Here is a 25,407-nt window from a genome sequence, read left to right as displayed (position 1 = left end):
CACAACATAGAAGCGTGCAGCTAGTTTGGGGACAATTTAGTGTTTCTTAAATTTTATCTGATTCACCATCGCCGATACTTTTTTACCCTGCTTCAACCCTTCAACCATAGAAAAACGATAATGAATCCCTCCCTGCAGCCGCGAAAGTGCTGCCTCCTTAGCATATGCTTCAAATGAGTCGAAACTACGCGGGCCATATGTGTTTTTGAAACTATAATCCGTAAAGGGGTAATCTTTTCCAAATGTAGCTTCCAATACCGTGGCTAATGACATCGAAATAGCAGCATGAGCCGAGGTATATTCGGGAAACGGGGGTGTGTGAATCACCGGGCGCCAATCACTGTGTCCAAGCACCGTACGGATATAGGTAATAGGTCGCACAAGATTATAATGGAACTTGGTTTTTACGCAGGAAATTGCCGCTTCATTTCCTGCAACACCATGTTTGCAATATAAGATTACAGCATCCTGCAATGAAAGTTTATTTAATAAGATCAATTGTGTAGCAATGTTCGCTGCATGTGAAACATCGTTATATTCAGCAACTTCGGTGCCCGGTAATAATACGTAAGCCCAAAACATAGCTGTCAGAGAATCTGCACGACTTAGATTTTGAGACATGGTATAAATTTCATTGACAGCATTGTAAAATGCTGAGCCCTGTTGTTCTGAATAAGGAAGAGGAGGCACCGGTTGAGTTTCCGCCGCGAGTCCGGGAATAAAAGTCCGGTTATTACCCCAATACGGATATACAGGTCGGGTAAATGGAAATTCGCCGGTTGATACCCATTGACCCGGCCCGGTTGGTGGCTGATACTTGTCTGAAAATACGTTTTTATATGCTTCATGTCCACCATCTGTTTTTGACCATTTGAAAATTGCATTTGCTATTTGCTTTCCGAAATCAACTGATTGTTTCAACACTTCGGCTTCTGTTATCTGTTGAAACTTTGTATAGTAATCTGTTTCCAGCGAATCTATTGACTGCATAAGATACTTCGGAGCATGCGGCAATAAATTTCTTAACATGGACGCTGAGGCAGCATTCGCAGATGCGGGCCAATAATATTTTTGACCGGCGGTAATGGAAGGCAATACGAGATTTCCATTAAGCTGGGGAGCTATTGATTGATAGCCCGCCATACCCGGCACTATTGATTCATATAAAGTAAGTCCTACATAAGCATAAGCCCGACCGGTAACATGCGGAAGTAGGTCTGGCATTCCGACAAAAAGCTTCTGTTGCATTTTTATCCAGCTAATAGCTACATCCGGTGGAAGATTTTCCGCCTTAGGTCCACGGGATTCTATTTTCATGCAACTGGCAGAAATTAAAATAACAGCCGCAGAAATCATCAAAACATTCCCGAATATATTTACCGGGAAATTGGTTGACAGCATTTTTGAAATTATTCTTTTCATAAAAACAATTTTACTGGAAGCATGAATTGCACCTGCTAAAGAACCAGGGATTCTTTACGACAGAAAAACACTCCATAAAATTAGAGAGATTGAAAAATTATGAGGTTGCTGAGAAGGCGGGAAAAGATGCTGTGCAGTTTATCTTAGGGGGTTATTTCTGCCTGCTCACGCTGCCGGGTGTCCAGCCATATCTACCTTTAAATACCCGGTTAAAATGTGACCGGTTCTCAAAGCCGGAAACTGCACAAACTTCATCTATGCTTAAATTCGTGGCTTCAAGTAAATACCGGCTGTATTCTAATCGTTTTTCCAACAGCCATTTGCCAGGAGTTGTCTGAAAAATATTCCTGAATTCATCTTTAAATACAGACAAACTACGTGCACATAAACGCGCAAATTCATCCAGCGAAAGATTACTGAAAAAATTTGCTTCCATTATTTCTTTAATGGAAGGCTTTTCTAATTTGCACAGCTCACTGAAAAAACATTTCAACGGCCGGTGAATTTGATTGGAAAGTATGGTCACCACCAATTCTTCGAATTTTAACTTCAATAAGGTGACAGATGGAGGAATACCCTGGCGAAAATAAGTAAGCAGGGAATGAAAATAAATATCCAGGACTTCATCCTTGCCGATAGGAATTACTGAATCGGTTTTAATATCCGAATCCCCAATAACGGGTATCTGATGCTTTTGGAAAACAGATTTGATAAACTGATCCGGCACAAAAACCCTTAACTCACAAAAATCTTCCTGGATAACATGTTGAGCGGAAAGAATACTTCCTTTTTTTGCGAAAATACAATCACCGGCCTTGAAAACATATTCACGTTCCAGGGTTTTCAATACCATCTCGCCGGCGATTGCATAGGAAAAGAAATTACTATCCCACCAAAGATTATTTGCCTGCGCATCTTCTTCAACCGGACAAATTATTTCAATAAATAGCAGGTCATCTACTTCAAACTTTTTAAAGAGGTTGGTATTCTTAATATAGTCCTGGATGTTTATCATGCACCTGGCGTTTAACAGCATGATAAAGTTAGGACAGTTTGCAGCATAATTTGGTTTTTAAAAGAACCAGCCGGACAAAGGCAATACGGGTACAGCAATACGATTTGTGGGAATATTATGCCGTTCGTCGAAATAATCAGCTATAAAGACTCTAAACAGTTATTTTGCAATTAATAATTACATGTTTGCTTTTCGCATTTTTACAGATTACTCTCAGGTCAAAAGGCTATTAAGACACCTGCTGTTTTGGATTGCTTACTATTTGTATGATGGACCTATTTCGGCTATCATTGAAACTGATCCCCTGGCAAGGGTACAGATTGCCGCTTTGGCATTACCTGTAAAGATTGTTGCCACCTATGCTACTTTATACCTGGTAAAACAGACGTATCAGTATCAAAGTAAGTCAGTAAGATTCTACCTTTATCTTTTATTATCTATTGTCTTCTTTGGATGCCTCCAACGGTTGGTAAGTTATACAATCATTTACCCCGTTTATTATCCCGACGGGCTGAATGTCGGTTTGTGGTATCTGCCGAAAGTAATCATTGAGACTTTTGGAGTATATTCCGTTGTCGCAATAGTGGTGGTCCTGCATGTCGGAAAGCAATGGTATCAAAGCCAACAGGAAAAACAACAGTTGAGAAATGAAAAACTGGAAGCGGAATTACAATTCTTAAAGGCACAGATTCATCCTCATTTCTTATTCAATACGCTTAACAATCTTTATGCGCTTACAGTAACTCAATCGAAAAAAGCACCTGAGATCGTGGATAAGTTATCGCAACTACTTAATTATATGCTTTATGATAGCAACAAGACAGAGGTTTCCTTGCAAAAGGAAGTAGCGTACATCGAAAACTATATCACGCTCGAAAAGATACGATATGAAGATCGCCTGGATGTATCCCTGAATATCTTTGATAATATCGAAAATATTGTAGTTGCGCCTTTGCTGATATTGCCATTCGTCGAGAATAGTTTTAAGCATGGATTCGGGAATGATATTGGAAAGGTTTGGGTTAATATCAATATTTTAATCAGTAAAAATCAGCTGATCATAAAAGTCGAAAACAGCAAATGCAGCGCAGAATCCAGTTCCCGGGTGGTTAGTTCCGGTGGCATTGGGTTGACTAATGTAAAAAAAAGATTGGAACTGATTTATAAGGACCGGCACGAGCTCAACATTGTGAATGAAGATACTTACCTGGTTGTTCTCAAAATAAAATTGTAATTATATAATATGACTTGCCTGATTATTGACGACGAACCACTGGCATCGGAGTTGATCAAATCATATATTGAACGGTTGGATGGACTGTTGCTGGCCAAAATTTGTTCGAATGCGATAGACGCAATGGCATATCTGCAGGGTAACTCTGTAGACCTGATTTTCCTCGATATCCAGATGCCAAAAATTACAGGCATAGATCTCATGAAATCATTAACGACAAAAACGAAGGTGATTTTTACAACAGCCTACCGGGACTATGCCATTGATGCATTCGACCTCAATGTGATTGATTATTTGCTAAAACCGATCACCTTCGAACGTTTCTTTAAAGCCATAAGTAAGGTATATAACTTCATGGCACCGGAAAACACAAATGAAATTAATTACAAGCTTTTACATGATTATAATGCTTCTTATATCTTCCTTCGTGCGGAACGCGAAATGACTAAAGTTTACCTCAAGGATATATTATATATTGAAAGCCTTCGTGATTATGTGCGTGTAAAAACTTTGAACTACGAAATCATCTCCTATAATAAGATCAGCTATCTCGAAAAAAAACTTCCTGAAAACAAATTTATTCGTGTCCACAGATCTTTTATTGTACCACTCGACCATATTATCACATTCACTCCACAGGCTATAAATGTGAACGGACATACAATTCCAATCGGGCGCAACTACAAAAATCAAACCATTAAAGCGATTACCCGGTTAAATATCATTCAGAACTGATAACAGGATTTTAATTATCATTTTTTTCTAAGTCCTTATCACACCCACACGACAAACGCCTTTTGTCTTTTAAAAAACACTTCTGTCGCAAGGAAGGATAGCTCGTCGAATCTCCGTTTAAGGATCCCGATTTTCCTATTGTTTTGTAATTAAAATTGGCAATCGCAGGTTTTGTTTCAAAGGTTAAACTTATACGGATGGCACTAATTAGCATTCAAATCAATGGGCGGAACTATAATATTGATGTTGTTCCAGAGATGCCACTTTTGTGGGTGATACGGGATTTTGCAGGATTGACCGGCACAAAATATGGCTGTGGGATCGGCCAGTGCGGTGCATGCACCGTACATCTTGATGGAAGAGCCATACGCTCATGCACCATTCCTGTTTCTGCTGTCAAAAACCGACAGGTGACAACCATTGAAGGAATTTCCAGTTACTGGAGCCACGCTGTACAACAAGCCTGGCAGCAAGAAGATGTGCCCCAGTGCGGATATTGCCAGGCAGGGCAAATTATGAGTGCTGTTGCACTGTTAAATGCAAACCCGATGCCCACAGATGAAGAAATAATAAAAGCCATGTCAGGCAATTTGTGCCGTTGCGGTACTTATCACCGCATCCATCTGGCAATTAAGAAAGCAGCATCAATCACCAAATAATTTCGTTGAAATGCAAAGAAGAAATTTTATCCGCTCAGCCTTTTTTGCAGGTGGTGGTCTTATGTTATCCTTTGAATCTTTAGCCGGTAAAATCTGGCTTCAAGACTTTAACCAGGTGAGCGATATCCGCCTGGGAGATTTCATCAGAATAGAAACGAACGGAGATGTTTTGTTCCAGTTTGTGAAGCACGAGATGGGCCAGGGTGTTTCGACTGCAATGGCACAGATCCTCACAGAAGAGCTTTGTGCCGATTGGGAAAAAGTAAAGATCGGATTTCCAGATGCAGATATGAAAAAATATCAAAACGACAAGAATGGCGGACATGATACAGGAGGAAGCTGTACAATCACTTACCAATGGGACCTTTTGCGAAAAGCCGGGGCCACAGCCAGGGAGATGCTGATCGCGGCGGCAGCAAAAAAATGGAATATTTCTGCCAATGACTGCTATGCTTCAAATCACTTCGTGTATCAAAAGATAACAGGCGAGAAACTTTACTTCGGAGAATTAGCCGCTGTAGCTGCAAAATTACCAGCCCCGGTGGTCGTCACATTGAAAGAACCCCGGAGTTACCAGGTCATCGGCAAATCAAAATCTGCAAAGCTCAATCCAAAAATTGTTACAGGAGAACTAAAATACGGCCTGGATATAAAAGTGCCCGGTATGTTATATGCGGTCATTGCGCGATGCCCTGTTTTCAAAGGTAAATTGAAGCGGTTTGACTTCACCGCGGCTATGAAAGTAATTGGCGCCAAAAAAGTTTTTAGCACGAAGCCAATTGCCGGGCTGCAGTTGAATGCACCCTATATGCCTTATGATATTCGGGAGGGCGTAGCCGTTGTGGCAGATTCTTTCTGGGCCGCAAAACAAATGCAGGCGAAACTGATCATAGAATGGGATGATGGTCCTAATGGCCGATTGAATTCGGAAGACTTTGAAAAGCTGGCCTGGCAGCGGGCAACACACCGAACTGATCCTACCGGCTACATAGGATCTGAGAATGCGATGTCAGACCTGGCGCATGTCAGAAAAACAATCCGGGCTTCCTATGTGTTTCCACATCAGCTTCACTCCTGTATGGAACCGCTTAATTGTACGGCACATGTAAGCGAGGATGGCTGTGAGTTCTGGCTTGGTACCCAGGCTCCGCATCTCATCGACAGCGAAATACAACGTGTCTTTGGTTTTCCATCAGACAAAATAAAAATTCATTTGTATCCATCAGGCGGGGGATTCGGAAGAAGATATTATCCGGATATGGCTGTGGAAGCAGCATTCATTTCCAGGGAAGCTGGCTCTGTTCCGGTGAAAATGATCTGGACAAGGGAAGATGAACATCAATGTAATTCAGGTCATCTTTTTCAGCATATGGAATACCAGGTTGCACTTGATGAACAAAATAATCTTTATGCCTGGTATGAAAAAGAATTAAGGACTTATACCTGGGCAGCACGTTATACCGATCCCAAACTTCCTTCTATGGCATATAAGATTCCAAATATCCGGTTCGACTTTGAAGATTTAATACAGGAAGAACTCGTTCAATCTTCTGCCTGGAGAGGAGTAGATGGACATGGACGGTTTTACAGTGAGTGTTTTATTGATGAAATAGCAGCAGAACTTAAAAAGGATCCTTTAGCATTCCGTTTATCGCTCCTCGAGGCAAAGGATACTTTTATTGGAGATCCCATCCCTCTTTCCGGTCTCAGGCTTATGCGTGTTTTGAAACTGGCTGCGGAGAAAGCAGGATGGGATAAGCCCGTTAAACCGGGTCAGGGCAAGGGTATTGCAGTCAGCAGCTTTGCTTATAGCTACTGCGCGGTAATTGCTGAGGTTACGATGCGTGAAGAAAAACTTGCCATCGATAAAATGACTATAGCAGTTGATTGTGGAAAAATAATCAACCCTTCCGGGGTGGAGCAACAGATAATCGGTGGACTCATCTGGAGCCTTACCGCACTTTTTTATGGTGGTCTTCCAATCAAAAACGGGCGCGCTGTACAAACCAACTTTCATCAAAACAAATTACTCAGGATGAATGAGTGCCCGCCAATAGAAGTTTGTTTTGTGGAGACAGAAGAAGAAAAACCGGGTGGTGTTGGCGAAATATCCAGTCCACTTGGTGTACCGGCGGTATTAAATGCCATATATGCCGCAACAGGAAAACGGATCAGAAAAATACCTTTATCGTTGCATGGTATTAGCCCGGTATAGCATAAATAACATCTTCTTTTATATCGAAGCCGCATTTCTACTGCATCTTTATTCCAACGTCTTTTTTATTGAATGGACCAAAAAGCAAATCACTGAATTACGACTTCTTAATGTTGAATTTCATAAATTAGCTAAAGAAAATTCGTATAATTATTCGCTTATGGGACCCAACAATAAATGGGAAGAAGAATTAAGCCTGCTTAAATCAATCCTTCTTAGTATAGGACTGACTGAAACCATCAAATGGGGAACTGAAGTATATACTCATCGGGGAAAAAACGTAGTCGCTGTTGTCGGATTGAAAAATTATTTTTCACTTTGGTTTTATAACGGAGTTTTTTTAAAGGACAAATACAAAGTTTTGGTGAGCGCAAAAGGTGGAAACACAAAGGCGTTAAAGCATTGGCAGTTCACCACAAAAGCGGATATCAACGAAAAAATAATAAAAGAATATATAAAGGAAGCTGTTAAAAATGAAGATGAGGGCCGGGTTTGGAAGCCACAAAAATCTGAAGCCGTAGAGATGCCGGAACTTCTGGTCGCCACACTGAAAAAAAATAAGACGATGAAGGCGGCATTTGAAAAACTCACGCCCGGCAAACAAAGGGAATATATGGAGCATATCAATTCAGCCAAAAGGGAAGAAACAAAAAAAGAAAGGCTGGAGAAAATGACACCGATGATTTTGGCCGGACTTGGCTTAAACGACAAGTACAAGAAATAACTATACTTAGACCATAATTTTACAGATGCTTGATCTGCTACACATCTGTATTCCAGGAAAGCAGATCAATTATTTTAAACTGTTTAAAAAGGCTGTTGCCGCTAACTAATTCTTACAAGTTGAACATTGTTCCTTCACGTATCTGGAAAGTTACGCCTTTTCTTAGCTTTTAACCATACTGTTTTTGTTTAACCGCTTGCATAGGTTTCAGGCATTGTTCCCTGAAAAATTGTGTTGTAAGTTCAGGAACTCACTTTTAGATGCGAATCTAATGGAGTATTATAAAAGATAATTTTTTAGAGGAGTAGTGCGCTTTAAATTTGGTTGTTCGTATATTCCCGATCGCTTTAATATTCTTTATTTTGTCAAAGAAAAAATCATTTATAAAAAACAAGTTCTTCTTAAACTTATTCCTCGTCTCATTTTATTTGTGCCCTTTGTCTGCGCAGACTTATGGGTTGCATTTTGCAAGTAGGGAAACGATACCTGAAAAAAGGACATCCCTTGAATTGACCCCGCATCAACCACTTTGTTTAAAAGAAGCCTTTTCTATTGACTTTGATATTCATTTCACTCCTGGGCAGGCGCGTTACTCGGGTTATATTTTACGTCTGATTAATAAAAGTTCCGAAAATATCGATTTGTTGTTTGACATCGGGATACGCTTTTTAAGATCGTTTATAAGGGATCTTTTACCAATTTAAGTTTTAAAGTTGGCGACCACTTTTTTAACTGGAACAAAATCAAGTTAAGTTATTCAACGTCCCTTGGATTAAGCCTGCACGTAAACGATGCTTTAATAGGTAGTCAGCAAGTGAAACTTAAAGATCGATGCATTAAATTTTTTTTTGGAGCCAACCAATACCAGGGATTTCGAAATAGTGATATTCCGCCAATGGACTTGAAGAATGTACGGGTAACAGATAAAAATTCATACTACTATTGGCCGTTAGACAAGTTCTCAGGAACATCGTTTTTTGATAGCAGCGGTAGCATGGAAGCAAAAGTAAGTAACCCGGTTTGGATAGCCCCTCTCCATTCAAATTGGAGCAAGAAATTGAGCTTTCATGTAAAAGGTAATGCAAGTATAAGCTTTGATCCTGTAACAGAGCATTTGTATGCAATTGGCAACGATTCACTATACACCTACTCTGCGGGCGAAGATAAGCTGACAGCACAGGTGTCTGACTTTGGAAAAAAGCTACCAAGGGGGAACCAGGCTTTATTTTTTGGAAATGAGAAAAAAATTTTAAACTTCTACCCGGATAACAAATCTCTATCTGAATACGATGTAGTGGCTAAAAAAAACAATTCATCTTTAACCGGTAATGGACGACTTCCGGCTTTTTGGCATGCTAATAAATTTATTTCCGCTGTTGACAGTTCCTTATATATTCTAGGCGGCTACGGATTTAACAAATATAAAAATACAATCCTAAAATATCATTTATACCGACATACCTGGGACAGCATTAAAACGACCGGCGACTTTTTTGCGCCCCGTTACCTTGCGGCAGCAGGGGTAAACAAAACAGGGGACACGGCCTTCATCATTGGCGGCTACGGCAGTGAATCCGGTGATCAAATGCTCTCACCAGGTTATTTCTATGATTTATACAGTTATGATATCAGGCATCAAAAGTTTGCCAAACGCTACACATTAGAAGCACCGGCAGAACATTTTGTGTTCAGTAATTCTTTAATTGTGAATGATTCAGACCGCACCTATCTGGCGCTGGTATATCCCAAAGATAAGTTTAACACCACTCTTCAGCTTATTAAAGGTTCTCTTGATAAGCCTGAGTATGAATTTCTTGGCAATTCCTTTTCCTATTCTTTTTTTGATTCTAAATCCTATACCGATCTGTTTTTATGCAAGAATAAAGGCGTGTTACTGGCTGTAACTTTATTCAGGATCGATGATGTCAAAGGGGGTGGCTATGAAGATGTATCAAATCTGGCGCCTGATCAACTGGCGAAACTGGCTGATGCAACGATAGTGAATGTCTATACAATCGTAGACCCGCCCAATGCCTCGGCGTCTCCACCTGCAGTGCCTGCCAACGGACAGGGAATAAAACAGGCCTATAAAACTACAGCAATAACCATTCTTGCATTAATTGTTACTGGCCTGGTTTTCTTCCTGTTGTTCAGGCGAAAAAATAAAGCGGTCACATCCCGCGAGGCTTCGCTGCCAATAAAGGGAGCACCTGTCGAACCAATGCACATCTACCGCGGTCCCGCGAATTTTGATAAGGAAGATTCCACTGGCGCAAAGATCTTGTTGTTTGGAGATTTCATTGTTTTAGATAAGGAAGGAAATGATCTTACCAAAGCATTTACACCACTTTTAAAAGAACTCTTTCTTATGATCCTGGTTTATACACTCAGGTTTGGAAAGGGTGTTTCACTTGACAAACTCAACGAAAATTTCTGGAGTGGAAAAGTAGCACATGAATCAAAAAACAACAGGGCCGTAAACATTGCTAAACTAAAGACCGTTTTGGATAAAATAGGTTATTGCACTATAAAAAAGGAAGGTGCATGCTGGACCTTCGCATTTGACTCTGACAAAGTTTATATCGACTTTGCTGAATATCTTAAAATAAATGCAGTGCTGCAAGAAAATAAGTTGAATATATTGCTGGGTATTGCCACTAAAGGCGGCTTTCTACAAAACGAAAGTTACTATTGGCTGGATGATATTAAATCAGAAATTTCAAACAAACTCATAGATAGCCTCATCCAGGCTGCCCATGAGCTCAATACTAATGAATCTGGTGAACCACGTGTTCAGATAGCCAATACGATATTTCTATTTGATGAACTGAATGAACAGGCGCTAATTTTAAAATGCCGCGCCCAAATTTCGCTGGGCCGGCACGCATTGGCAAAAGTGACCTACGAAAGATTTGTTACCAAGTATCGTGAAATTTATGGCCAGGATTTTAAGCTGGCATTTCAGGATATAATTAATAATAACCTGCTATTTTAAAAAATCCGCTTTTGTTCCGGTGCACAGAAATTATTCTTACCGGAAATTTCGTGGGTATCAATGCACTACGAATATATAAATAAGATATTTATATATTAATCCTCTATTAATCCTTTCATTAAGCGGCACGCTAAACCGTCAGCAGATAATTTCGTCTAAACGATTGGAATACACTCCTGAAGTTAAAATCGTCAAGCTTGTCATAATGAAAAAAAACCTACTGCTTACAGACCTTATTTTAGAGGCATTTTCTCCCTTCCGGTTGTCGGTCCAGAAAATCGAATTGAAAATTGACGCCAGTCTTTTTCCGCAATCGCTACTATCTCTCATATAATCCTACTATTCAAAGTTATAATCCATAAACAAATACGCTTACTATAATTCACAATGCCAAAAGCTACTATGAACAAAACGAAATTTGGAAAACAGTTCGGTCGCAGTGTCATATTACTGCTGATTTATTTTACCGGGCCACTGCAATCGCATGCACAAAACTTAACTCGGGAGATTGTCGTGAGGGGTACTGTAAAGGATACCTCAGGTCCCCTTATAGGTGTTACAGTTCGGGTAAAAGGCACACCGGTTATTGTTTTGACAGATAAAGATGGAAAATACATTATTAAAGTACCCGAAGAAATGCAACACTTATATTCTCAAATGTCGGTTACCTTACTGACGAACATAAGATGGGTAAGGACCGGATAATAGACGTTACCCTCCAACGGGATGCAAAGGCACTGGAGGACGTGGTTGTTATTGGGTACGGAACGCAAAAAAAATCCGATCTGACAGGTGCTATTTCAACCATAAAGGCTGCCGAATTACAGCAGTCAAAGGCAATATCTTTCATGGATGCCATGCAGGGAAGAAGTGCCGGCGTACAGGTTACATCATCATCAGGCGAGCCAGGAGCAGCAACAACAGTCACCATACGCGGTACAAATTCTTTTAATTCCGGTACGCAGCCATTATATGTAATTGATGGGGTACAAATAGACGTCAACAGTGCAGAATCTGCCAGTTCGGGACTCGGCAATACTGCACAGTCTAATCCGATGGCGGGAATTAATCCATCCGATATAGCTTCAATAGAGATATTGAAAGACGCTTCTGCCACTGCTATCTTCGGGTCCCGGGGAGCAAATGGCGTGGTGATCGTTACCACCAAAAGTGGAAAGGCGAACACTTCTGTTTTAGAATTTAACTCTTATGCCGGTGTTTCATGGGCATCCAAAAAACTTAAAATGCTGGGTGCACAGGATTATGCAAATTACCGGTTTGAGGCTGACGGGCCCATCGATAGTATCTGGTCAATGGACAGTAACGGAGACGGTAAATTGGATGCAGCGAAAAATATGACTGGCATCCCTACGCATGATTGGCAGGATGAAGTGTTACGCAAAGCGATCTCACAAAGCTATAATTTAAGTTTTAGCGGGGGTAGCCAAAGGACTACATTCTTTGGATCTGCCGGTTACCTGAATCAGGAGGGTCTTATATTAAAAAATAAATTTGAGCGATATGTTTTTAATGTAAAAGTAACGCACAACGCAACCAATCGTCTTCGTATTGGTACCAATATAAATGCCTCACAGGCAATCGGGACCGGTCCTGCATCAAATGGCGGCGAGGGGGTAAGGAATTACAACGGGCTCATTCAAAATTTTTTATTGTATAAGCCTGTAAATGTGCCCGATCCCGGGTTTCTTGCCCTTGACCCCGACGGCGGAGCCTTCGGTAGTCCGGTCGATTTTGTAAACTATGCTTATAAAAAATCCCCGCTGTTCCGCATTATAGGAGATCTGTTTGCGGATTACCGGATTATGAATGGCCTTACGGTAAATGTGCGCACCGGCGCAATTGTAACTTATTCTTCCAACAAGGAGTTTTACCCTACTAATACCTCCTGGGGGTTTGCTACAAACGGAACAGCTATTCTAAACAACAGTAACAGTACAAACTGGTACGAAAGCAACACACTAACCTACACAAAAAGGATTCGGCAAAATCACACAATCACGGCTCTCGCTGGTTTTGAGGTGAACTCTTATATCAGTGAGACATTTGCCATGGTGGGACAGGGTTTTGATATCCAATCAATCAATGCGGTGGATAATATTTCGAGTGCTAAGATCTTAACCTTACTGCCAACGACAACTAAACTAAAATACAATAGGGTTTCTCAATTTGGCAGATTAAACTACGGTTACAAAGACAGGTATTTGCTGACAGCTACATTAAGGAATGATGCGTCTTCCAAATTAGGAGAAAGTCATAAGTCGGCATTGTTCCCTTCCGGCGCATTTGCATGGCGGCTATCTAATGAAAAGTTTATGGCAAAACAGCAAATTTTTTCTGATATAAAATTCAGGGCAAGTTTTGGTGTGACAGGTAATGAAAGGATACCACCTTACCAATCGCTTTCGACAACAGCCAATGTGTATTATTCATCGCCAAATGGCGGGGCAACACTGGGCGTCGCACCGTGGATATATGGCAATCCCCTGCTTACCTGGGAAACCACTTACCAATACGATGCGGGCATCGATTTCTCCTTGTTGAAAAACAGGATAAGCATTTCAGCAGATGTCTATTTGAAAAAGACAAAAGACCTGTTGTTACAGGCTGACATACCATCGCAAGCCGGCTATATGAAACAATGGCAAAACCTCGGTCGTATTGATAACAAAGGCGTGGAGTTTACTTTAAACACAATAAACCTGCGCAACAAAGATTTTACATGGTCCAGCAATTTTAACATCAGTTATAACCGGAATAAAGTTATTGAATTAGGATCTGTAAGCTATATTCCAGTGAACATTACAGGTAGCGCCATCACTTCAGTAGGTAGGGTAATTGTCGGGCAGCCTATTGGCACTGCTTACGGATATGTCTACGACGGCATTTACCAACTCAGTGATTTTGATATATCTGGTTCAACCACTACTTTAAAATCCGGAGTACCCTTTATACAGGGGCGGACCGTAAAGCCCGGAGATATCAAATACAAAGATCTGAATGGTGATGGTAAAGTAGATAATACAAACGACTACACTGTAATAAGCAATAGCAATCCCAAACATTATGGTGGCATTGCAAACAATTTGAAATATAAAAACCTTGAACTGAATGTGCTGCTGCAATGGTCCTACGGTAATGATATACTGAACACAGGTCATTACCGGTATGAAGCAGGAGCTGGTTATTTCGCCAATTTAACAGAGGATTACTGGAAAAGCCGCTGGACGCCTGAAAACCCAACGAACGAAGTGGCCGCGTTAAAGGGACAGGGCAAAACTGACATCTCTTCTTATTATGTGGAAGACGGTTCTTACCTGCGTCTGAAAAACATTACGCTAAGCTATACTCTGGGAGAAACGAAAACGCTTAAAAAATCAGTTTTATCAGGCCTCCGGTTTTATGTAACAGCAGAAAATCTGTATACGTGGACAAATTATACAGGCTTCGATCCCGAGATAGCCTCCTATTCACCTCTCTTACCGGGCATTGATAACATCGCTTACCCGAGAAGTAAAACGATCACTTTCGGTTTAACGGCTAAATTTTAATTACAATGACAAGAATAACTTATTTATATTTTATAGTACTGGTAACGCTTATTGCAGGATGTAAAAAATTCCTGAAAGAAGAACCTTATTCAGTTGTAAGCACAGAGAATTTTTATAAAACATCTGCAGATGCCGAACTTGCAATTACCGGCGTGTACGATATTTTAAACACCACCAGTATACAGGGCGAGGGTAACCAGGCTTTGTGGGGCAGGTCTATGCAATATCTCACTTCCATGGGCTGCGATGAAATGATCGGTGATGTCACGTTTGTTAGTGCTGATATAAATTTTCTTACTCTTTGTAATTATACATACACATCGGAAAATACATTGCTTTGGTATACCTACTTCGCTTTGTATGCAGGTATCAACCGTGCTAATCTGATTATAGAAATGGTGCCCGCCATTAACATGGATGCCGCCAGGAAAAAATCTATCATCGCAGAAGCTCATTTCATGAGAGGGATGTTCTACAGTTATCTGGGCTGGCTTTGGGGCGGTGTACCGTTGGCAGATTCTTCTATAGTTGACCCTAAAAGTCCGAGGGCATCTATCAAAGAAATAATGGAAAGAGCAGAATCGAATTTTATGTACGCCTACAATAATTTACCGGCACGCAACACCATCGCAGGCAGGGTAAATAAATATACTGCTGCAGGTTTTCTTACGAAATTATACGTGTACATAGCCAGTTGCAAAGAAAACAACGTGGGCAAGTCATTAAACTTTCCTACTAACAGTTTTGATTGGGTAGATAGGGATGCAGCTTACAAGTTAGCGTTGCAATACGCAAAAGATGTATACGATAACAGTGGTTACCAGATGATCAGGCCCTTCAATTATCTTTTTCTCGCCGCAACCGAGGCAACTGCACGCAATGAACAAATGATGGTCGTACAGGCGGGTACAGGTGGCAATCAGGAATACATTGTATTTACTTACCTGGCAGGTCCAACGGGTAACTATACCCTGGTTGCCGGAACTTATGGTTGGATAAGACCGGTAAAAGAAGGATACCAACGTTTTAACGCAAACGATGGAAGAAGGGCTCTGAGCTTTAGCGGTCAAATTCCTACTACTGCAGGCTTTACAGTCATCAATGGATATAAATATTATACCCCTGCTGCTATTGTCACAAATCTTTCCAATATCTGTATAAATAAATGGAGGGAAGACGATCCCAAAGACCGTGCTAACCGGGGTACTCCCGCCTGGGCCGGTGAAACGGATTATGGTATTCTCAGGTTCGCTGATGTTGTACTGATGTATGCGGAAGCAAAATTTAAGGCAGGAGACGAACCAGGTGCGCGTGCACTGTTGCGGGAAGTGAGGCTGAGAGGATGTAATGACAATGTAACCCAGGTAAATGCGATTACCATAGCCTACTTCAAAACTGATTTCATGCAGGAATTGCTCGATGAAAGGTCGAGAGAACTGTTGGGCGAAGGCTGGAGAAGGTTTGATCTGATCAGGACCAACAAACTGGAAAGTGTAGTGGCGGGCCTTGATGTAGCGGTAATGTTTCCAAGGGAAGATGTGCCTGCGGTAAAAAACAATTTCAGGCCCTATAAGATCTGGTACCCAATTCCAAGCAGGGACATCGCCACTAATGCCAACCTCATTCAAAACCCCGGCTATTGATAGAGCTGCGACAAAACACCACCATGAAGTTAAAAATCAATACAACAGTATTATTTACGCTGATAGTTTTATTTGCCGGGGCACAGGAATATAATATCCTCAAATACAAAGCAATTGGCGATGGTAAAACGATCAATACAATTGCCATTCAAAAAGCTGTAGACGACTGTGCCTCTAAAGGCGGTGGCACCGTACTTGTGCCAGCCGGAACATTTGTAACGGGAATGATTAAACTAAAGACTAATGTAAACCTTCATCTCAGCGCAGGCGCAATAGTACAGGCTGTCGCTAATGGTACCATATACCCCAGCCTCTTAATGGTGGACAATGCGGAAAATGTTTCGATAACAGGTACCGGAACATTGTTTGGGAATGGAAAAAATTTCACTATAAAAGAATCGGCGCCTGGCAGGCCATATATTCTTTTTGTAAAGGAAAGCAAAAAAATACTGATCGAAAATATCACACTTAAGCAATCTGCCGCATGGTCGTTGCGGCTTTATAGAAATGAACATGTGATTGTTAAAGGTGTATCTATTTACTCTCATGCGAATTTTAACAACGATGGTATCGATATAGACAGCCGTGACGTGGTGATAACAGGATGTATCATAGATTGCAGTGATGATGCCATTTGCCTGAAGAGCGAGGACCCGGAAAGACTTTGTGAAAATATTACAATAACAAACTGCATTGCTGCATCAAACTGCAATTTCATAAAAATGGGCACAAGTTCAAGTAAAGGATTCCGGAATATAACAGTGAACAATTGTGTACTCAGGCGTGCTTCAGAGTCACCTTTGCACCATTGGAACATTAAGCCGGCAAATTATATTTCAGACTCAATAACCGGCATAAGTGGGATTGCACTCGAAATTGTAGATGGTGGGGTTTTGGACCAGGTGAACATTTCTAATATTTCGATGACGGGAGTACAGACTCCTATATTCATGAGGCTGGGCAGTCGGAAAAATCCGACAGGCTCTATGAAAAATGTACTGATCAGTAATATTATCGCAACATCGCAAAGCCGCATGACAAGTGTTATATCAGGGGTCCCGGGCTTTTACATTGAAAATGTAATACTGAGGGATATCATTATCAACTGTATAGGAGAAGGTACAAAGTCCGATGCAGTGCGTAAGGTACCGGAAAATGAAAAAGATTATCCTGAGAACAGGATGTTTGGCTGGAGCCTGCCAGCTTATGGTTTATATATCAGGCATGCAAAAAACATTGTTCTGGAAAACGTGCAGTTTAATTTGATGAGCCCGGACCAGCGTCCCTGCATTTGGCTTAGTGACGCGCACAAGGTAAAAATAAGGGGCTTAAAAACTCATAATGGAGAATTGGATGAGCGCCTTATCATGCAGTCCAATACATCAGATATTACAGTGGAGGAAAAACAATGAAAAAACTTTATCCAACAAGCTTGCTTGCCTGCATTTTTTTTGTTCTGCAACCGGCATTTTGCCAAACATTCACCGCGACGCCAGGCAGAACCTTTGACTATTATAATACTATCGGTGTCAACATTCATTTAAGATTTTCGGGCGTTTACCATAATTCATTTGAAAGTATTATATATCCCAAGTTAAAGAAGCTGGGATTAAAGCACGTACGTGACGGTGTACCATATAAAGGGTTCTTAAACGCAGCTGATACTGCGCTGATAAAGACCAGGATGCTGAAATGGTCTCCTACTGGAGCTTACCTTCCAGGCCCAACAAAGTGGCCGCTTTTGTGCCCCATATCAGCACTTATTTTGACCGCGCCAACTTTCACACTTATGATGCAGGTAATACCAACAGCAAAATGTTCCCGTCTTCTTATTACGACCTGACAAAAAATTTTATGGAGACTATACGGCATGGCGAGCCTTTTGTTATTACCGAAACAGGTTATGAAAACGCTCTTAACTGGAACGTTCCCGGTTCTGCAGGTTACAATCCTTCTACCTATCATTATCTTTCGGAACTGGCCTCGGCAAAATATTATTCTGTTTTATTTATTGAAATGATCAAACGCGGAGCGCATAAAGTCTATGGCTATGAATTTATTGACCAGAGCACTTCGGACCAGGCAAATAGTGAAAAGAACTTCGGATTACTGCATACCGATGGTTCTGAAAAGCCCGCTTTTACTGTTGTAAAGAACATGATCGCTATTATGAAAGATAACAATGTTGTTTTTACCCAAACGCCACTAACTTATAAGTTGAGCGGAGATACTACAGGGCTTAAAAATTCATTGTTTCAAAGAAGTACCGGCAATTATGTTTTAGGCATATGGCAGGGTATTAACCGGGGTGTCTGTTATGACTTTCCCAACTTTCAGGACCTCCCGGCGGATAGTCAGAATATTAAACTGATCTTACCTTTTAAAGCAGCGGTTATAAATGTTTATCAGCCGCTTTATTCAGCAGAGCCCATATATACTTTTTTAAATAAGGATACAATTAATTTAAACGTTCCGGATCATTTGCTCTTTGTTGAATTTTCATCATCAAGCTTAGCCAGGGAGGATAGACAGGGGTCCGGAAAAAACAAAGATGAATACGCAATGTCAGCTTTTTCCCAGCAGGGCCAAAATTCAGTAAATGTTTTGCTTAGTACTCCTGCCATTGAGGAGGGTGATTTAGCAATTTATAATTCCGCAGGTGTCTTACTGGCAAAAAAATCAATCGTTACCTCTATCTCAAAAAGTTGGATTACCATCAATTGTAATATACCATCAGGCGTTTATCTGGCAGTTTTCAAGTCGGCTGCAGGGATACGTCACAGCAAATTCATAAAATAAGATAGAATATATTTGTCCATGCGCATCAGTATTCTCTTAATATTTCTTTCCTGTTATTTATTGGCTGTACCAGCTTTTTGTTTTGGCCAGCAGAAAAATATCCCTGCAGCAAATGATCTTTTTAAACCTTTTCTTAAAAGCAAAGGTGGCAATGTTGTTGAGCTTACCGTCGAACAGGATTCGGTACTCGTGCGGCGTACAAAGTTTTCTTCTAAAAACGGCATTAATAAAATCTATTGCATTACAGCATCCCCGATCAGCAGAGGTCGATATCCTGCCATCTTATTTTTTCATGGTGGAAGCAGTCATGCCGATGAATTAAAGAGATTATTAAGGTCCTATGCCGCAAGAGGCTATGTAGCTATGGCCATAGATCTGCCTGGCATCTGCAACCCGGATAAAGCAACGCTATCGGAAGGCCCATGGAGAAACAGGGCGAAGGAACCCGACTCAAGGTTTGATATTGCACAAGGCATTCAAAACAGTTCGCTTACTGATGCCGTTACCGCTAGCCTGGAAGCATTCAATATACTAACTGGCATGTCAAATGTCGATGACCGGCGCGTAGGGCTTACCGGCTTTTCATGGGGTGGTTATATGACAACGATGGTTTCAGGTTTATTGGGCAATCGATTGTCAGCGGCTTATTCAGTATTCGGAAGCGGATTTTATGACAGGGGTTCAAAATGGAAAGACCTGTTAGCGGCTATGCCTGAGCAGCGGCGCTCTGACTGGATAGAAAATTTCGACGCGAGGCGCAAAGCGTCAAATATCAAATGCCCTTATTTTATCGAAGAAAGCATCAATGACGAATACTTCTGGCCTGACGCTGTAATGGCCACGCTGGATGCTGTAGAGGCTGAAAAAGGGTTGACATGGGGGCCTAACCTTGATCATAAAAGGCTGGATGCAGGCGAACACATGCAAGCCCTTTATTTTGATTATTATTTAAAAAGAAAGGGTGCGCCATTTGGCAAGATCAACATAGAAAGGACGACGGACAACAGCGATGAAAGCAGGGATGTATTTGTAAAAGTTGCAATTCCCAAAAGTATTACTGCAACCAGGGTTTTGCTTTATTATGCAGACAAAAATACTTTACGTGCATTAAAAACCTGGAAGCCGATAATTGCAGTGAAATTGAGTGATGATCACTATAAAATAACCATTCCTTCTGTCATTATAAAAAGTAATATTAATTATTATGTCTGCATTACAGACTCGCGCCAGGTTAGCACATCAACTTACCTGCAGTAATTAGCATCATTGATTTATTGTGAACCGTAAACTATACAGAACATCATTTGCCGCTGAATCGATAAGGCTGAATATTTTGTTCCATCATCAGTTAGTGTAATCGCAACTAAATCTGATCCTGAGATCCGGGTGAATGCGACAACAAAGTGTACAAACCGACTGCCCTTATAAGTCTGTCATTAACTCGTTTACGCAATCGCTCAGGCTCCAATACAACCATCCCATCACCAAAACCCAGTATCTCTTTTTCAAGTTCAAAATTGAGTTGCACCTTGATTGCGATCACGATCCCATCATCACGTCTTTCGATCAATTCCTGTGAGACATGCAAGGGTTTTGTTTGTACATAAGGAGCGTTTTCATGGTTCACAAATATTTTCACGATTTGTTTCCTGAGATTTTCACTAACGGTAACACCTATCACATCCCGGTAATACTGCTCTACCGATAAATTTTTATTGGGGATATAAGGTTCCACCTCATCAACTGACAAAGTTTCCATACGATCCAAGGCGAGGGTCAATAGTGATCCATCTTTTTTCTTCACGCCAACGCAAAACCAGCGGTTCTTAAACTCTTTCAGCCACCAGACATGGAACTGAAACACAGCCGCCTCCCTCGCCTTGAAAGAACAATATTTAATCTGCAAGGATTTACGCTGGATGATTGCATTGTACAATGGCTCCAGGAATTCCAAACCTTTCAATTGCTCATTCTTTTCGAAATCAATCACCGGCTCCGTTTGATGCGCTGCTGCATAAACATGATCTTCCAGTTTCTGAACGACTTCGTTGAGATCTGAAAAATGCGAGAACCCCTTAAACTGTCTCAACATCTCTACTGCTTCGTTCATTCTTGCCAAATCCTGGTCGCTCAGTGGTATCCTGGTGATACTATAGCCCGCATCCTCGTAGGTATAGTATTTTTTTTCGAGCACAATAATGGGGGCATTATAGCCTAGCTTATCACTTCGCATCATTTGCATATCAGCCTGTATTGTTCTCTTGCTGATACCTTTGTCGATTCCTTCCAGTTCATATAAGGCATCCGAAACGGCATCAATCAATTTTTCGAGCGTCCATTTTTTGCGACGGTTGCGCAGGCAGGCATCGATTGTTTTATAGCGGATCAGGGCATTACGGTTTACGGGCATCGAATGTTTTTTTGCAAACTAGAAAAATAACTCCAACTACGCAAGAAGACTGCGTAGTTGTAATACAACTTTGTTTTTACAATACAGCAACGCGGCAAAAAGCGTTCGAAATCAAAATTTAAAGATCAAACAATGGAACAATTAAACATCACCCCGACAACCTTACTGGAACTTGGTTTCAGCTCATCACCTGCAATTCCGTTGATTATCGGTACTGTTGGTAGTTTTTACCAGCCTGGTGAACAGGCAACCGCTATGATTCATTTGAAAGCGTTGTTAGCTGCACCGGGGGAGTTTTTAAATGATCCGGTATGGAAAAAATGCGCTGAAGCACTAATGCCGAAAGCTGATGAAATCATTAGTCTGAAATCAGCATCACCCTATAACGTTTACGGCTCTATGCAAATTGAGGCCGGAGCCCTCAGGCAAATGGACTTCGCTGTGCAACTACCCATTGCAGTTGCCGGAGCCCTGATGCCGGATGCCCACCAGGGTTATGGCCTTCCGATTGGAGGTGTGTTAGCTACCAGGAATGCTGTTATACCTTATGGTGTGGGTGTAGATATTGGTTGCCGGATGTGCCTTAGCATTTATGATATTCCTGGAAATCATCTTGAAACAAACTTAGCACAGTATAAAAGAGAACTGATTGCAAATACAAAGTTCGGTGCCGGTGCGGGATACCATGGACAATATAAAGCAGATCATGCTATTATGGAAGATCCGGCTTTTAAAGCAACGCCGCTGACCAGGAACTTGAAAGACAAAGCATATTCTCAACTTGGAAGTTCCGGTGGTGGTAATCATTTCGTAGAATTTGGTATGATAGAAATGATGGCGGCCGATAATGAGTTTGGATTACCTCCTGGCAATTACCTGGCCCTTCTCTCCCATTCAGGTTCAAGAGGTTTCGGAGCAGTTACCGCCAATCACTATTCAAAGCTGGCAAGGTCCATATGTAAACTTCCTAAGGAAGCAGCTAACCTGGCATATTTCGGGCTTGATAGCTCAGAGGGACAGGAATACTGGATGGCTATGAACCTGGCTGGCAACTATGCATCAGCCTGCCATGAAGTGATACACCAAAAACTTACGGTTGCTATTGGCGGACAGCTGTTGGCCAGGGTGGAAAACCATCACAATTTCGCCTGGAAAGAAAAGGTTAATGGAGAAGAATTAATTGTACATCGAAAAGGCGCGACACCGGCAGGCAAATGTGTATTGGGTATTATTCCCGGCTCGATGACTGCACCTGGTTTCCTGGTGAGAGGTAAGGGCAATGAGGCAAGCCTTAATTCTGCTTCGCATGGTGCGGGAAGACGGATGAGCCGTACAATGGCTAACAATAGTATCACAAATGATATGCTTCGCGAACAACTCAAAACGCATGGAGTAACGCTGATCGGGGGTGGAACTGACGAAGCACCGACAGCTTATAAAGATATCCATGCAGTAATGCTTGCGCAAAGTGAGTTGGTTGACGTGATGGCTAAGTTCAGTCCGAAATTAGTGCGTATGGCGGAGGACGGAAGCAGGGAAGACTAGTGAAGAACAGTTATGAGTGATGAGTAATGAGTGATGAGTGAGTTATGAGTTGAGAGTTATGAGTGAAATTAAAAAAACATTCCTAAATAGGAAAACGCGCTGAAGGTGATGCGATAAACCAGATGAGGGTCTTTAGCGCCCCATAGTGCCAGGATGATTCATTTACTGGTATGCTGTTATCGATGTTTACCCATGCACCAGTTGTCTGTCAGAGGTTCGATCCCTCTTCCCGAAAGGGATAACTCAGTGGTAGAGTAACAACCTGAATGCTGGTTCGAATCCAGCCTCCGGAAGGAGAAGTCTAATGGTTTGACACGGATCAATTCCCATGAAGCCGGCCGCTTCTAAAACTGGCCACCCGGAAACTGGTTGATTGTTTCATGCCTGGCCGATGCAGGCAGCCTGACCAGAAACCTGAAAAAGCAGATACCGCTATATCCCGCAGGTTCAAATCGTTCCAGCCTTCATAAACCAGGCATGGAACGAACTGTTCCCAAAGGTTTGGCTAAAGCCGGATCCGTTGATGATCGGGGAAATAACAATTGGTTTCCTTTTACCAAACAACCTTAAACCTCAATTAACAACCTTAAACCTTAGTTCAAAACCTTAAACCCAAACAAATGTTTACCGGAAAAATAAGAGCCTATACCAAAGGGCTCGTTTTTAAAAATAACAGGCTGACCAGGATCCTTGATGAAGGAAGATACTGGCTTATGCCCGGAGAAAAATTGGAACTATATGATATGTCCCAACCGTTTATTACCAAATATGATTTGAATGCCCTGCTTCAGTCTGAAAGTCTTTCTGAAAAACTGATCGTTCAGGAAGTGAGGCAAAATGAAATTGTATTGTTATTCGAAAACGGTTTGTTCAAAATGATTCTTACACCAGGCAGGTATGCATTCTGGAAGGGGTATGCCAATTACAATTTTGTGTGTGCAGATATCAGTAAGATCGCGATAACAGAACCGATTGACCGTAACCTGTTAACCCGTCCGGAATTCTCTCAATACATTCGTGTTTATGTTGTGGAAGCTTATGAAAAAGGATTGATGTATGTTGATGGAAACTTCAACAGTGTCCTTGAACCAGGCATCTACTATTTCTGGAAAAATGCGGTTGCTATAACCGTGTATAAATCTGACACACGTGCATTGCAGTTAGAGATGAATGGGCAAGAGATTCTGACAAAAGACAAAGCAAATCTCCGGATCAACTTTTCGCTGCAATACAGGCTGGTAGATCTTTTCAAATCTGTACTCAACAAGGAGTTCGACAAGCAGCTTTATGTAATGGCTCAACTTGCTTTGCGTGAACAGATCGCCACCTATACTTTGGATGAACTTCTTGAAAAAAGAGATGCGATATCACCGTTGATCCTTGCCCAGCTTGGAACAAAAGCTGCAGATATGGGCGTATTAGTGCTGGCCTGTGGTATGCGCGATATTATTCTGCCTGGTGATGTTAAGGAGATTATGAACCAGGTGCTGATGGCCGAAAAGAAAGCGCAGGCAAATACTATTATGCGTCGTGAGGAAACCGCTTCAACAAGGAGCTTGTTAAACACTGCCAAACTGATGGAAGAAAACGATATGTTGTTCAAGCTAAAGGAGATGGAATATGTAGAAAAGATCGCAGACAAGATCAATAATATTTCCGTATCAGGCGCAGGCGATCTTGTAGGTCAGTTGAAGCAGATTTTTGTGCCGGCGAGAAAATGAAAAGATATGAGGTTTTGAAACTGAGAAGGATCGCCATCAATCTTAAGTCACAGAAACAGCTATTTAGCTCTGTTTTGATGTAATAGACTCAATACCTTGCAAATCATCAAAAGATTTGCAGGGCTTTTTTTATGGCTTTAATAAGCCATCCTTGTCGGGAAGACAAGATTGTAACCTCTTGTTTGGGCTTAATCTATATTAACTTATTTTGATCAGTGGGATTTTAAGAATGGCAAATATCGTTCGTCCATGCGCGGTAGCCTGAAACTCAACTATGAACTAAATGAACTTGGTCTGAAAGTATTGAAAGGTGCATAAAAAAGTTATCCTGTCATTTAATGATTTTAATCAATCCTTCTTTAATGAGTATGAAAGATTCCTTGTAGGAAAGAAAAACCCATTTAATAAAGAAAGAGGGTTGTTGAATGATACCATCTTTAAATATTCTTCTACCCTGAAATCTTTCCTAGAATGAGAAGGGTGTGCCGTTGACTATGATTCAGAAGATTACACAGCACTCGGATTTGAGAACACTTTTAAAGTATGAGGGGCAAAATGAAAAGTCTTTGGAAAATGCGTTTGATAAAACTTAATTATGCTTATGATACGGATAGGTCGCTTTTTAAGTCATTTAAGGACAGTAAATATTTTTAAATTACATTAGATGTTAGCTTATGGTTTCATTTTCCGGCGTTATGAATACTATAATCCTTCTTGGGGC

18 protein-coding genes are annotated in these 25,407 nt (G+C 41.2%); 15 read left to right on the top strand and 3 right to left on the bottom strand.

Going from position 1 to position 25,407, the window contains the following annotated elements; genetic code table 11:
* Positions 1-36: 36 nt before the first annotated feature.
* Positions 37-1,422 carry a vanadium-dependent haloperoxidase gene (locus VK664_RS26135; protein WP_461401670.1) on the bottom strand — a complete coding sequence of 462 codons (1,386 nt, stop codon included), beginning with the start codon at positions 1,420-1,422 and terminating at the stop codon, positions 37-39.
* A 151-nt stretch (positions 1,423-1,573) separates the two neighbouring features.
* Positions 1,574-2,437, bottom strand: coding sequence for a helix-turn-helix domain-containing protein (locus tag VK664_RS26130; RefSeq protein ID WP_461401669.1), 864 nt, complete (start codon positions 2,435-2,437; stop codon positions 1,574-1,576).
* A gap of 181 nt (positions 2,438-2,618) precedes the next feature.
* Here VK664_RS26130 and VK664_RS26125 point away from each other — a divergent pair, with 181 nt between their 5' ends.
* The 12 genes from VK664_RS26125 to VK664_RS26070 all read left to right on the top strand — a co-directional run bounded on the left by VK664_RS26125 (position 2,619) and on the right by VK664_RS26070 (position 20,267).
* Complete coding sequence (locus tag VK664_RS26125) at positions 2,619-3,671, top strand: sensor histidine kinase (protein ID WP_461401668.1); 1,053 nt, start codon at positions 2,619-2,621, stop codon at positions 3,669-3,671.
* Positions 3,672-3,680: 9 nt separating this feature from the next.
* Positions 3,681-4,406, top strand: a complete 726-nt coding sequence (locus tag VK664_RS26120; protein ID WP_461401667.1) for a LytR/AlgR family response regulator transcription factor — start codon at positions 3,681-3,683, stop codon at positions 4,404-4,406.
* Between the two features lie 197 nt (positions 4,407-4,603).
* Complete coding sequence (locus VK664_RS26115) at positions 4,604-5,065, top strand: (2Fe-2S)-binding protein (RefSeq protein WP_461401666.1); 462 nt, start codon at positions 4,604-4,606, stop codon at positions 5,063-5,065.
* A gap of 10 nt (positions 5,066-5,075) precedes the next feature.
* Positions 5,076-7,280, top strand: a complete 2,205-nt coding sequence (locus VK664_RS26110) for a xanthine dehydrogenase family protein molybdopterin-binding subunit (RefSeq protein WP_461401665.1) — start codon at positions 5,076-5,078, stop codon at positions 7,278-7,280.
* The gene (locus tag VK664_RS26105) at positions 7,216-8,004 is read left to right on the top strand and encodes a YdeI/OmpD-associated family protein (protein WP_461401664.1); all 789 of its coding nucleotides are present in this window, start codon (positions 7,216-7,218) and stop codon (positions 8,002-8,004) included. Before VK664_RS26110 ends, VK664_RS26105 begins: the two co-directional genes overlap by 65 nt.
* Positions 8,005-8,899: 895 nt before the next feature.
* Positions 8,900-10,999, top strand: a complete 2,100-nt coding sequence (locus VK664_RS26100) for a hypothetical protein (RefSeq protein ID WP_461401663.1) — start codon at positions 8,900-8,902, stop codon at positions 10,997-10,999.
* Between the two features lie 402 nt (positions 11,000-11,401).
* Complete coding sequence (locus VK664_RS26095; RefSeq protein WP_461401662.1) at positions 11,402-11,704, top strand: carboxypeptidase-like regulatory domain-containing protein; 303 nt, start codon at positions 11,402-11,404, stop codon at positions 11,702-11,704.
* Positions 11,686-14,568, top strand: a complete 2,883-nt coding sequence (locus VK664_RS26090; RefSeq protein ID WP_461401661.1) for a SusC/RagA family TonB-linked outer membrane protein — start codon at positions 11,686-11,688, stop codon at positions 14,566-14,568. The genes VK664_RS26095 and VK664_RS26090 overlap by 19 nt, the downstream gene beginning before the upstream one ends.
* 5 nt (positions 14,569-14,573) lie before the next feature.
* Positions 14,574-16,211: a RagB/SusD family nutrient uptake outer membrane protein gene (locus VK664_RS26085; RefSeq protein WP_461401660.1), complete on the top strand. Its 1,638-nt coding sequence runs from the start codon at positions 14,574-14,576 to the stop codon at positions 16,209-16,211.
* Between the two features lie 23 nt (positions 16,212-16,234).
* Positions 16,235-17,623, top strand: a complete 1,389-nt coding sequence (locus VK664_RS26080) for a glycoside hydrolase family 28 protein (RefSeq protein WP_461401659.1) — start codon at positions 16,235-16,237, stop codon at positions 17,621-17,623.
* 280 nt (positions 17,624-17,903) lie between these two features.
* Positions 17,904-19,010, top strand: a complete 1,107-nt coding sequence (locus VK664_RS26075) for a T9SS type A sorting domain-containing protein (protein ID WP_461401658.1) — start codon at positions 17,904-17,906, stop codon at positions 19,008-19,010.
* Positions 19,011-19,028: 18 nt separating this feature from the next.
* Positions 19,029-20,267 (top strand): alpha/beta hydrolase family protein, encoded by a 1,239-nt coding sequence (locus VK664_RS26070; RefSeq protein ID WP_461401657.1) that lies wholly within the window; start codon positions 19,029-19,031, stop codon positions 20,265-20,267.
* A gap of 106 nt (positions 20,268-20,373) precedes the next feature.
* Here the strand turns inward: VK664_RS26070 and VK664_RS26065 are convergent, their stop codons facing one another.
* Entirely contained in the window at positions 20,374-21,420 is a 1,047-nt protein-coding gene (locus VK664_RS26065) for a helix-turn-helix transcriptional regulator (protein WP_461401656.1), read from the bottom strand.
* A gap of 132 nt (positions 21,421-21,552) precedes the next feature.
* On the opposite strand from VK664_RS26065, the gene VK664_RS26060 reads away from it, so the two are divergent.
* From VK664_RS26060 to VK664_RS26050, 3 genes are all read left to right on the top strand, one after another.
* Positions 21,553-22,965: an RtcB family protein gene (locus VK664_RS26060; protein WP_461401655.1), complete on the top strand. Its 1,413-nt coding sequence runs from the start codon at positions 21,553-21,555 to the stop codon at positions 22,963-22,965.
* A gap of 620 nt (positions 22,966-23,585) precedes the next feature.
* On the top strand, positions 23,586-24,686 hold the full coding sequence (locus tag VK664_RS26055; RefSeq protein WP_461401654.1) for a slipin family protein: 1,101 nt from the start codon (positions 23,586-23,588) through the stop codon (positions 24,684-24,686).
* Between the two features lie 310 nt (positions 24,687-24,996).
* Positions 24,997-25,161, top strand: a complete 165-nt coding sequence (locus VK664_RS26050; RefSeq protein WP_461401653.1) for a phage integrase SAM-like domain-containing protein — start codon at positions 24,997-24,999, stop codon at positions 25,159-25,161.
* The last annotated feature ends 246 nt before the right edge of the window (positions 25,162-25,407 follow it).

The sequence above is a fragment of the Flavitalea sp. genome (genome assembly GCF_035489435.1).
Taxonomy (GTDB): Bacteria; Bacteroidota; Bacteroidia; order Chitinophagales; family Chitinophagaceae; genus DATHKG01.
The sequence above is the reverse complement of the archived record's forward strand: the minus strand, read 5'-3'. Positions and strand labels throughout refer to the sequence as shown.

Excerpts from the sequence above, each read along its gene's own strand:
- VK664_RS26135 (WP_461401670.1), bottom strand. The coding sequence starts at position 1,422 with ATGAAAAGAATAATTTCAAAAATGCTGTCAACCAATTTCCCGGTAAAT.
- VK664_RS26130 (WP_461401669.1), bottom strand. The coding sequence starts at position 2,437 with ATGATAAACATCCAGGACTATATTAAGAATACCAACCTCTTTAAAAAG.
- VK664_RS26125 (WP_461401668.1), top strand. The coding sequence starts at position 2,619 with ATGTTTGCTTTTCGCATTTTTACAGATTACTCTCAGGTCAAAAGGCTA.
- VK664_RS26120 (WP_461401667.1), top strand. The coding sequence starts at position 3,681 with ATGACTTGCCTGATTATTGACGACGAACCACTGGCATCGGAGTTGATC.
- VK664_RS26115 (WP_461401666.1), top strand. The coding sequence starts at position 4,604 with ATGGCACTAATTAGCATTCAAATCAATGGGCGGAACTATAATATTGAT.
- VK664_RS26110 (WP_461401665.1), top strand. The coding sequence starts at position 5,076 with ATGCAAAGAAGAAATTTTATCCGCTCAGCCTTTTTTGCAGGTGGTGGT.
- VK664_RS26105 (WP_461401664.1), top strand. The coding sequence starts at position 7,216 with ATGCCGCAACAGGAAAACGGATCAGAAAAATACCTTTATCGTTGCATG.
- VK664_RS26100 (WP_461401663.1), top strand. The coding sequence starts at position 8,900 with ATGGACTTGAAGAATGTACGGGTAACAGATAAAAATTCATACTACTAT.
- VK664_RS26095 (WP_461401662.1), top strand. The coding sequence starts at position 11,402 with ATGAACAAAACGAAATTTGGAAAACAGTTCGGTCGCAGTGTCATATTA.
- VK664_RS26090 (WP_461401661.1), top strand. The coding sequence starts at position 11,686 with ATGGGTAAGGACCGGATAATAGACGTTACCCTCCAACGGGATGCAAAG.
- VK664_RS26085 (WP_461401660.1), top strand. The coding sequence starts at position 14,574 with ATGACAAGAATAACTTATTTATATTTTATAGTACTGGTAACGCTTATT.
- VK664_RS26080 (WP_461401659.1), top strand. The coding sequence starts at position 16,235 with ATGAAGTTAAAAATCAATACAACAGTATTATTTACGCTGATAGTTTTA.
- VK664_RS26075 (WP_461401658.1), top strand. The coding sequence starts at position 17,904 with ATGGTCTCCTACTGGAGCTTACCTTCCAGGCCCAACAAAGTGGCCGCT.
- VK664_RS26070 (WP_461401657.1), top strand. The coding sequence starts at position 19,029 with ATGCGCATCAGTATTCTCTTAATATTTCTTTCCTGTTATTTATTGGCT.
- VK664_RS26065 (WP_461401656.1), bottom strand. The coding sequence starts at position 21,420 with ATGCCCGTAAACCGTAATGCCCTGATCCGCTATAAAACAATCGATGCC.
- VK664_RS26060 (WP_461401655.1), top strand. The coding sequence starts at position 21,553 with ATGGAACAATTAAACATCACCCCGACAACCTTACTGGAACTTGGTTTC.
- VK664_RS26055 (WP_461401654.1), top strand. The coding sequence starts at position 23,586 with ATGTTTACCGGAAAAATAAGAGCCTATACCAAAGGGCTCGTTTTTAAA.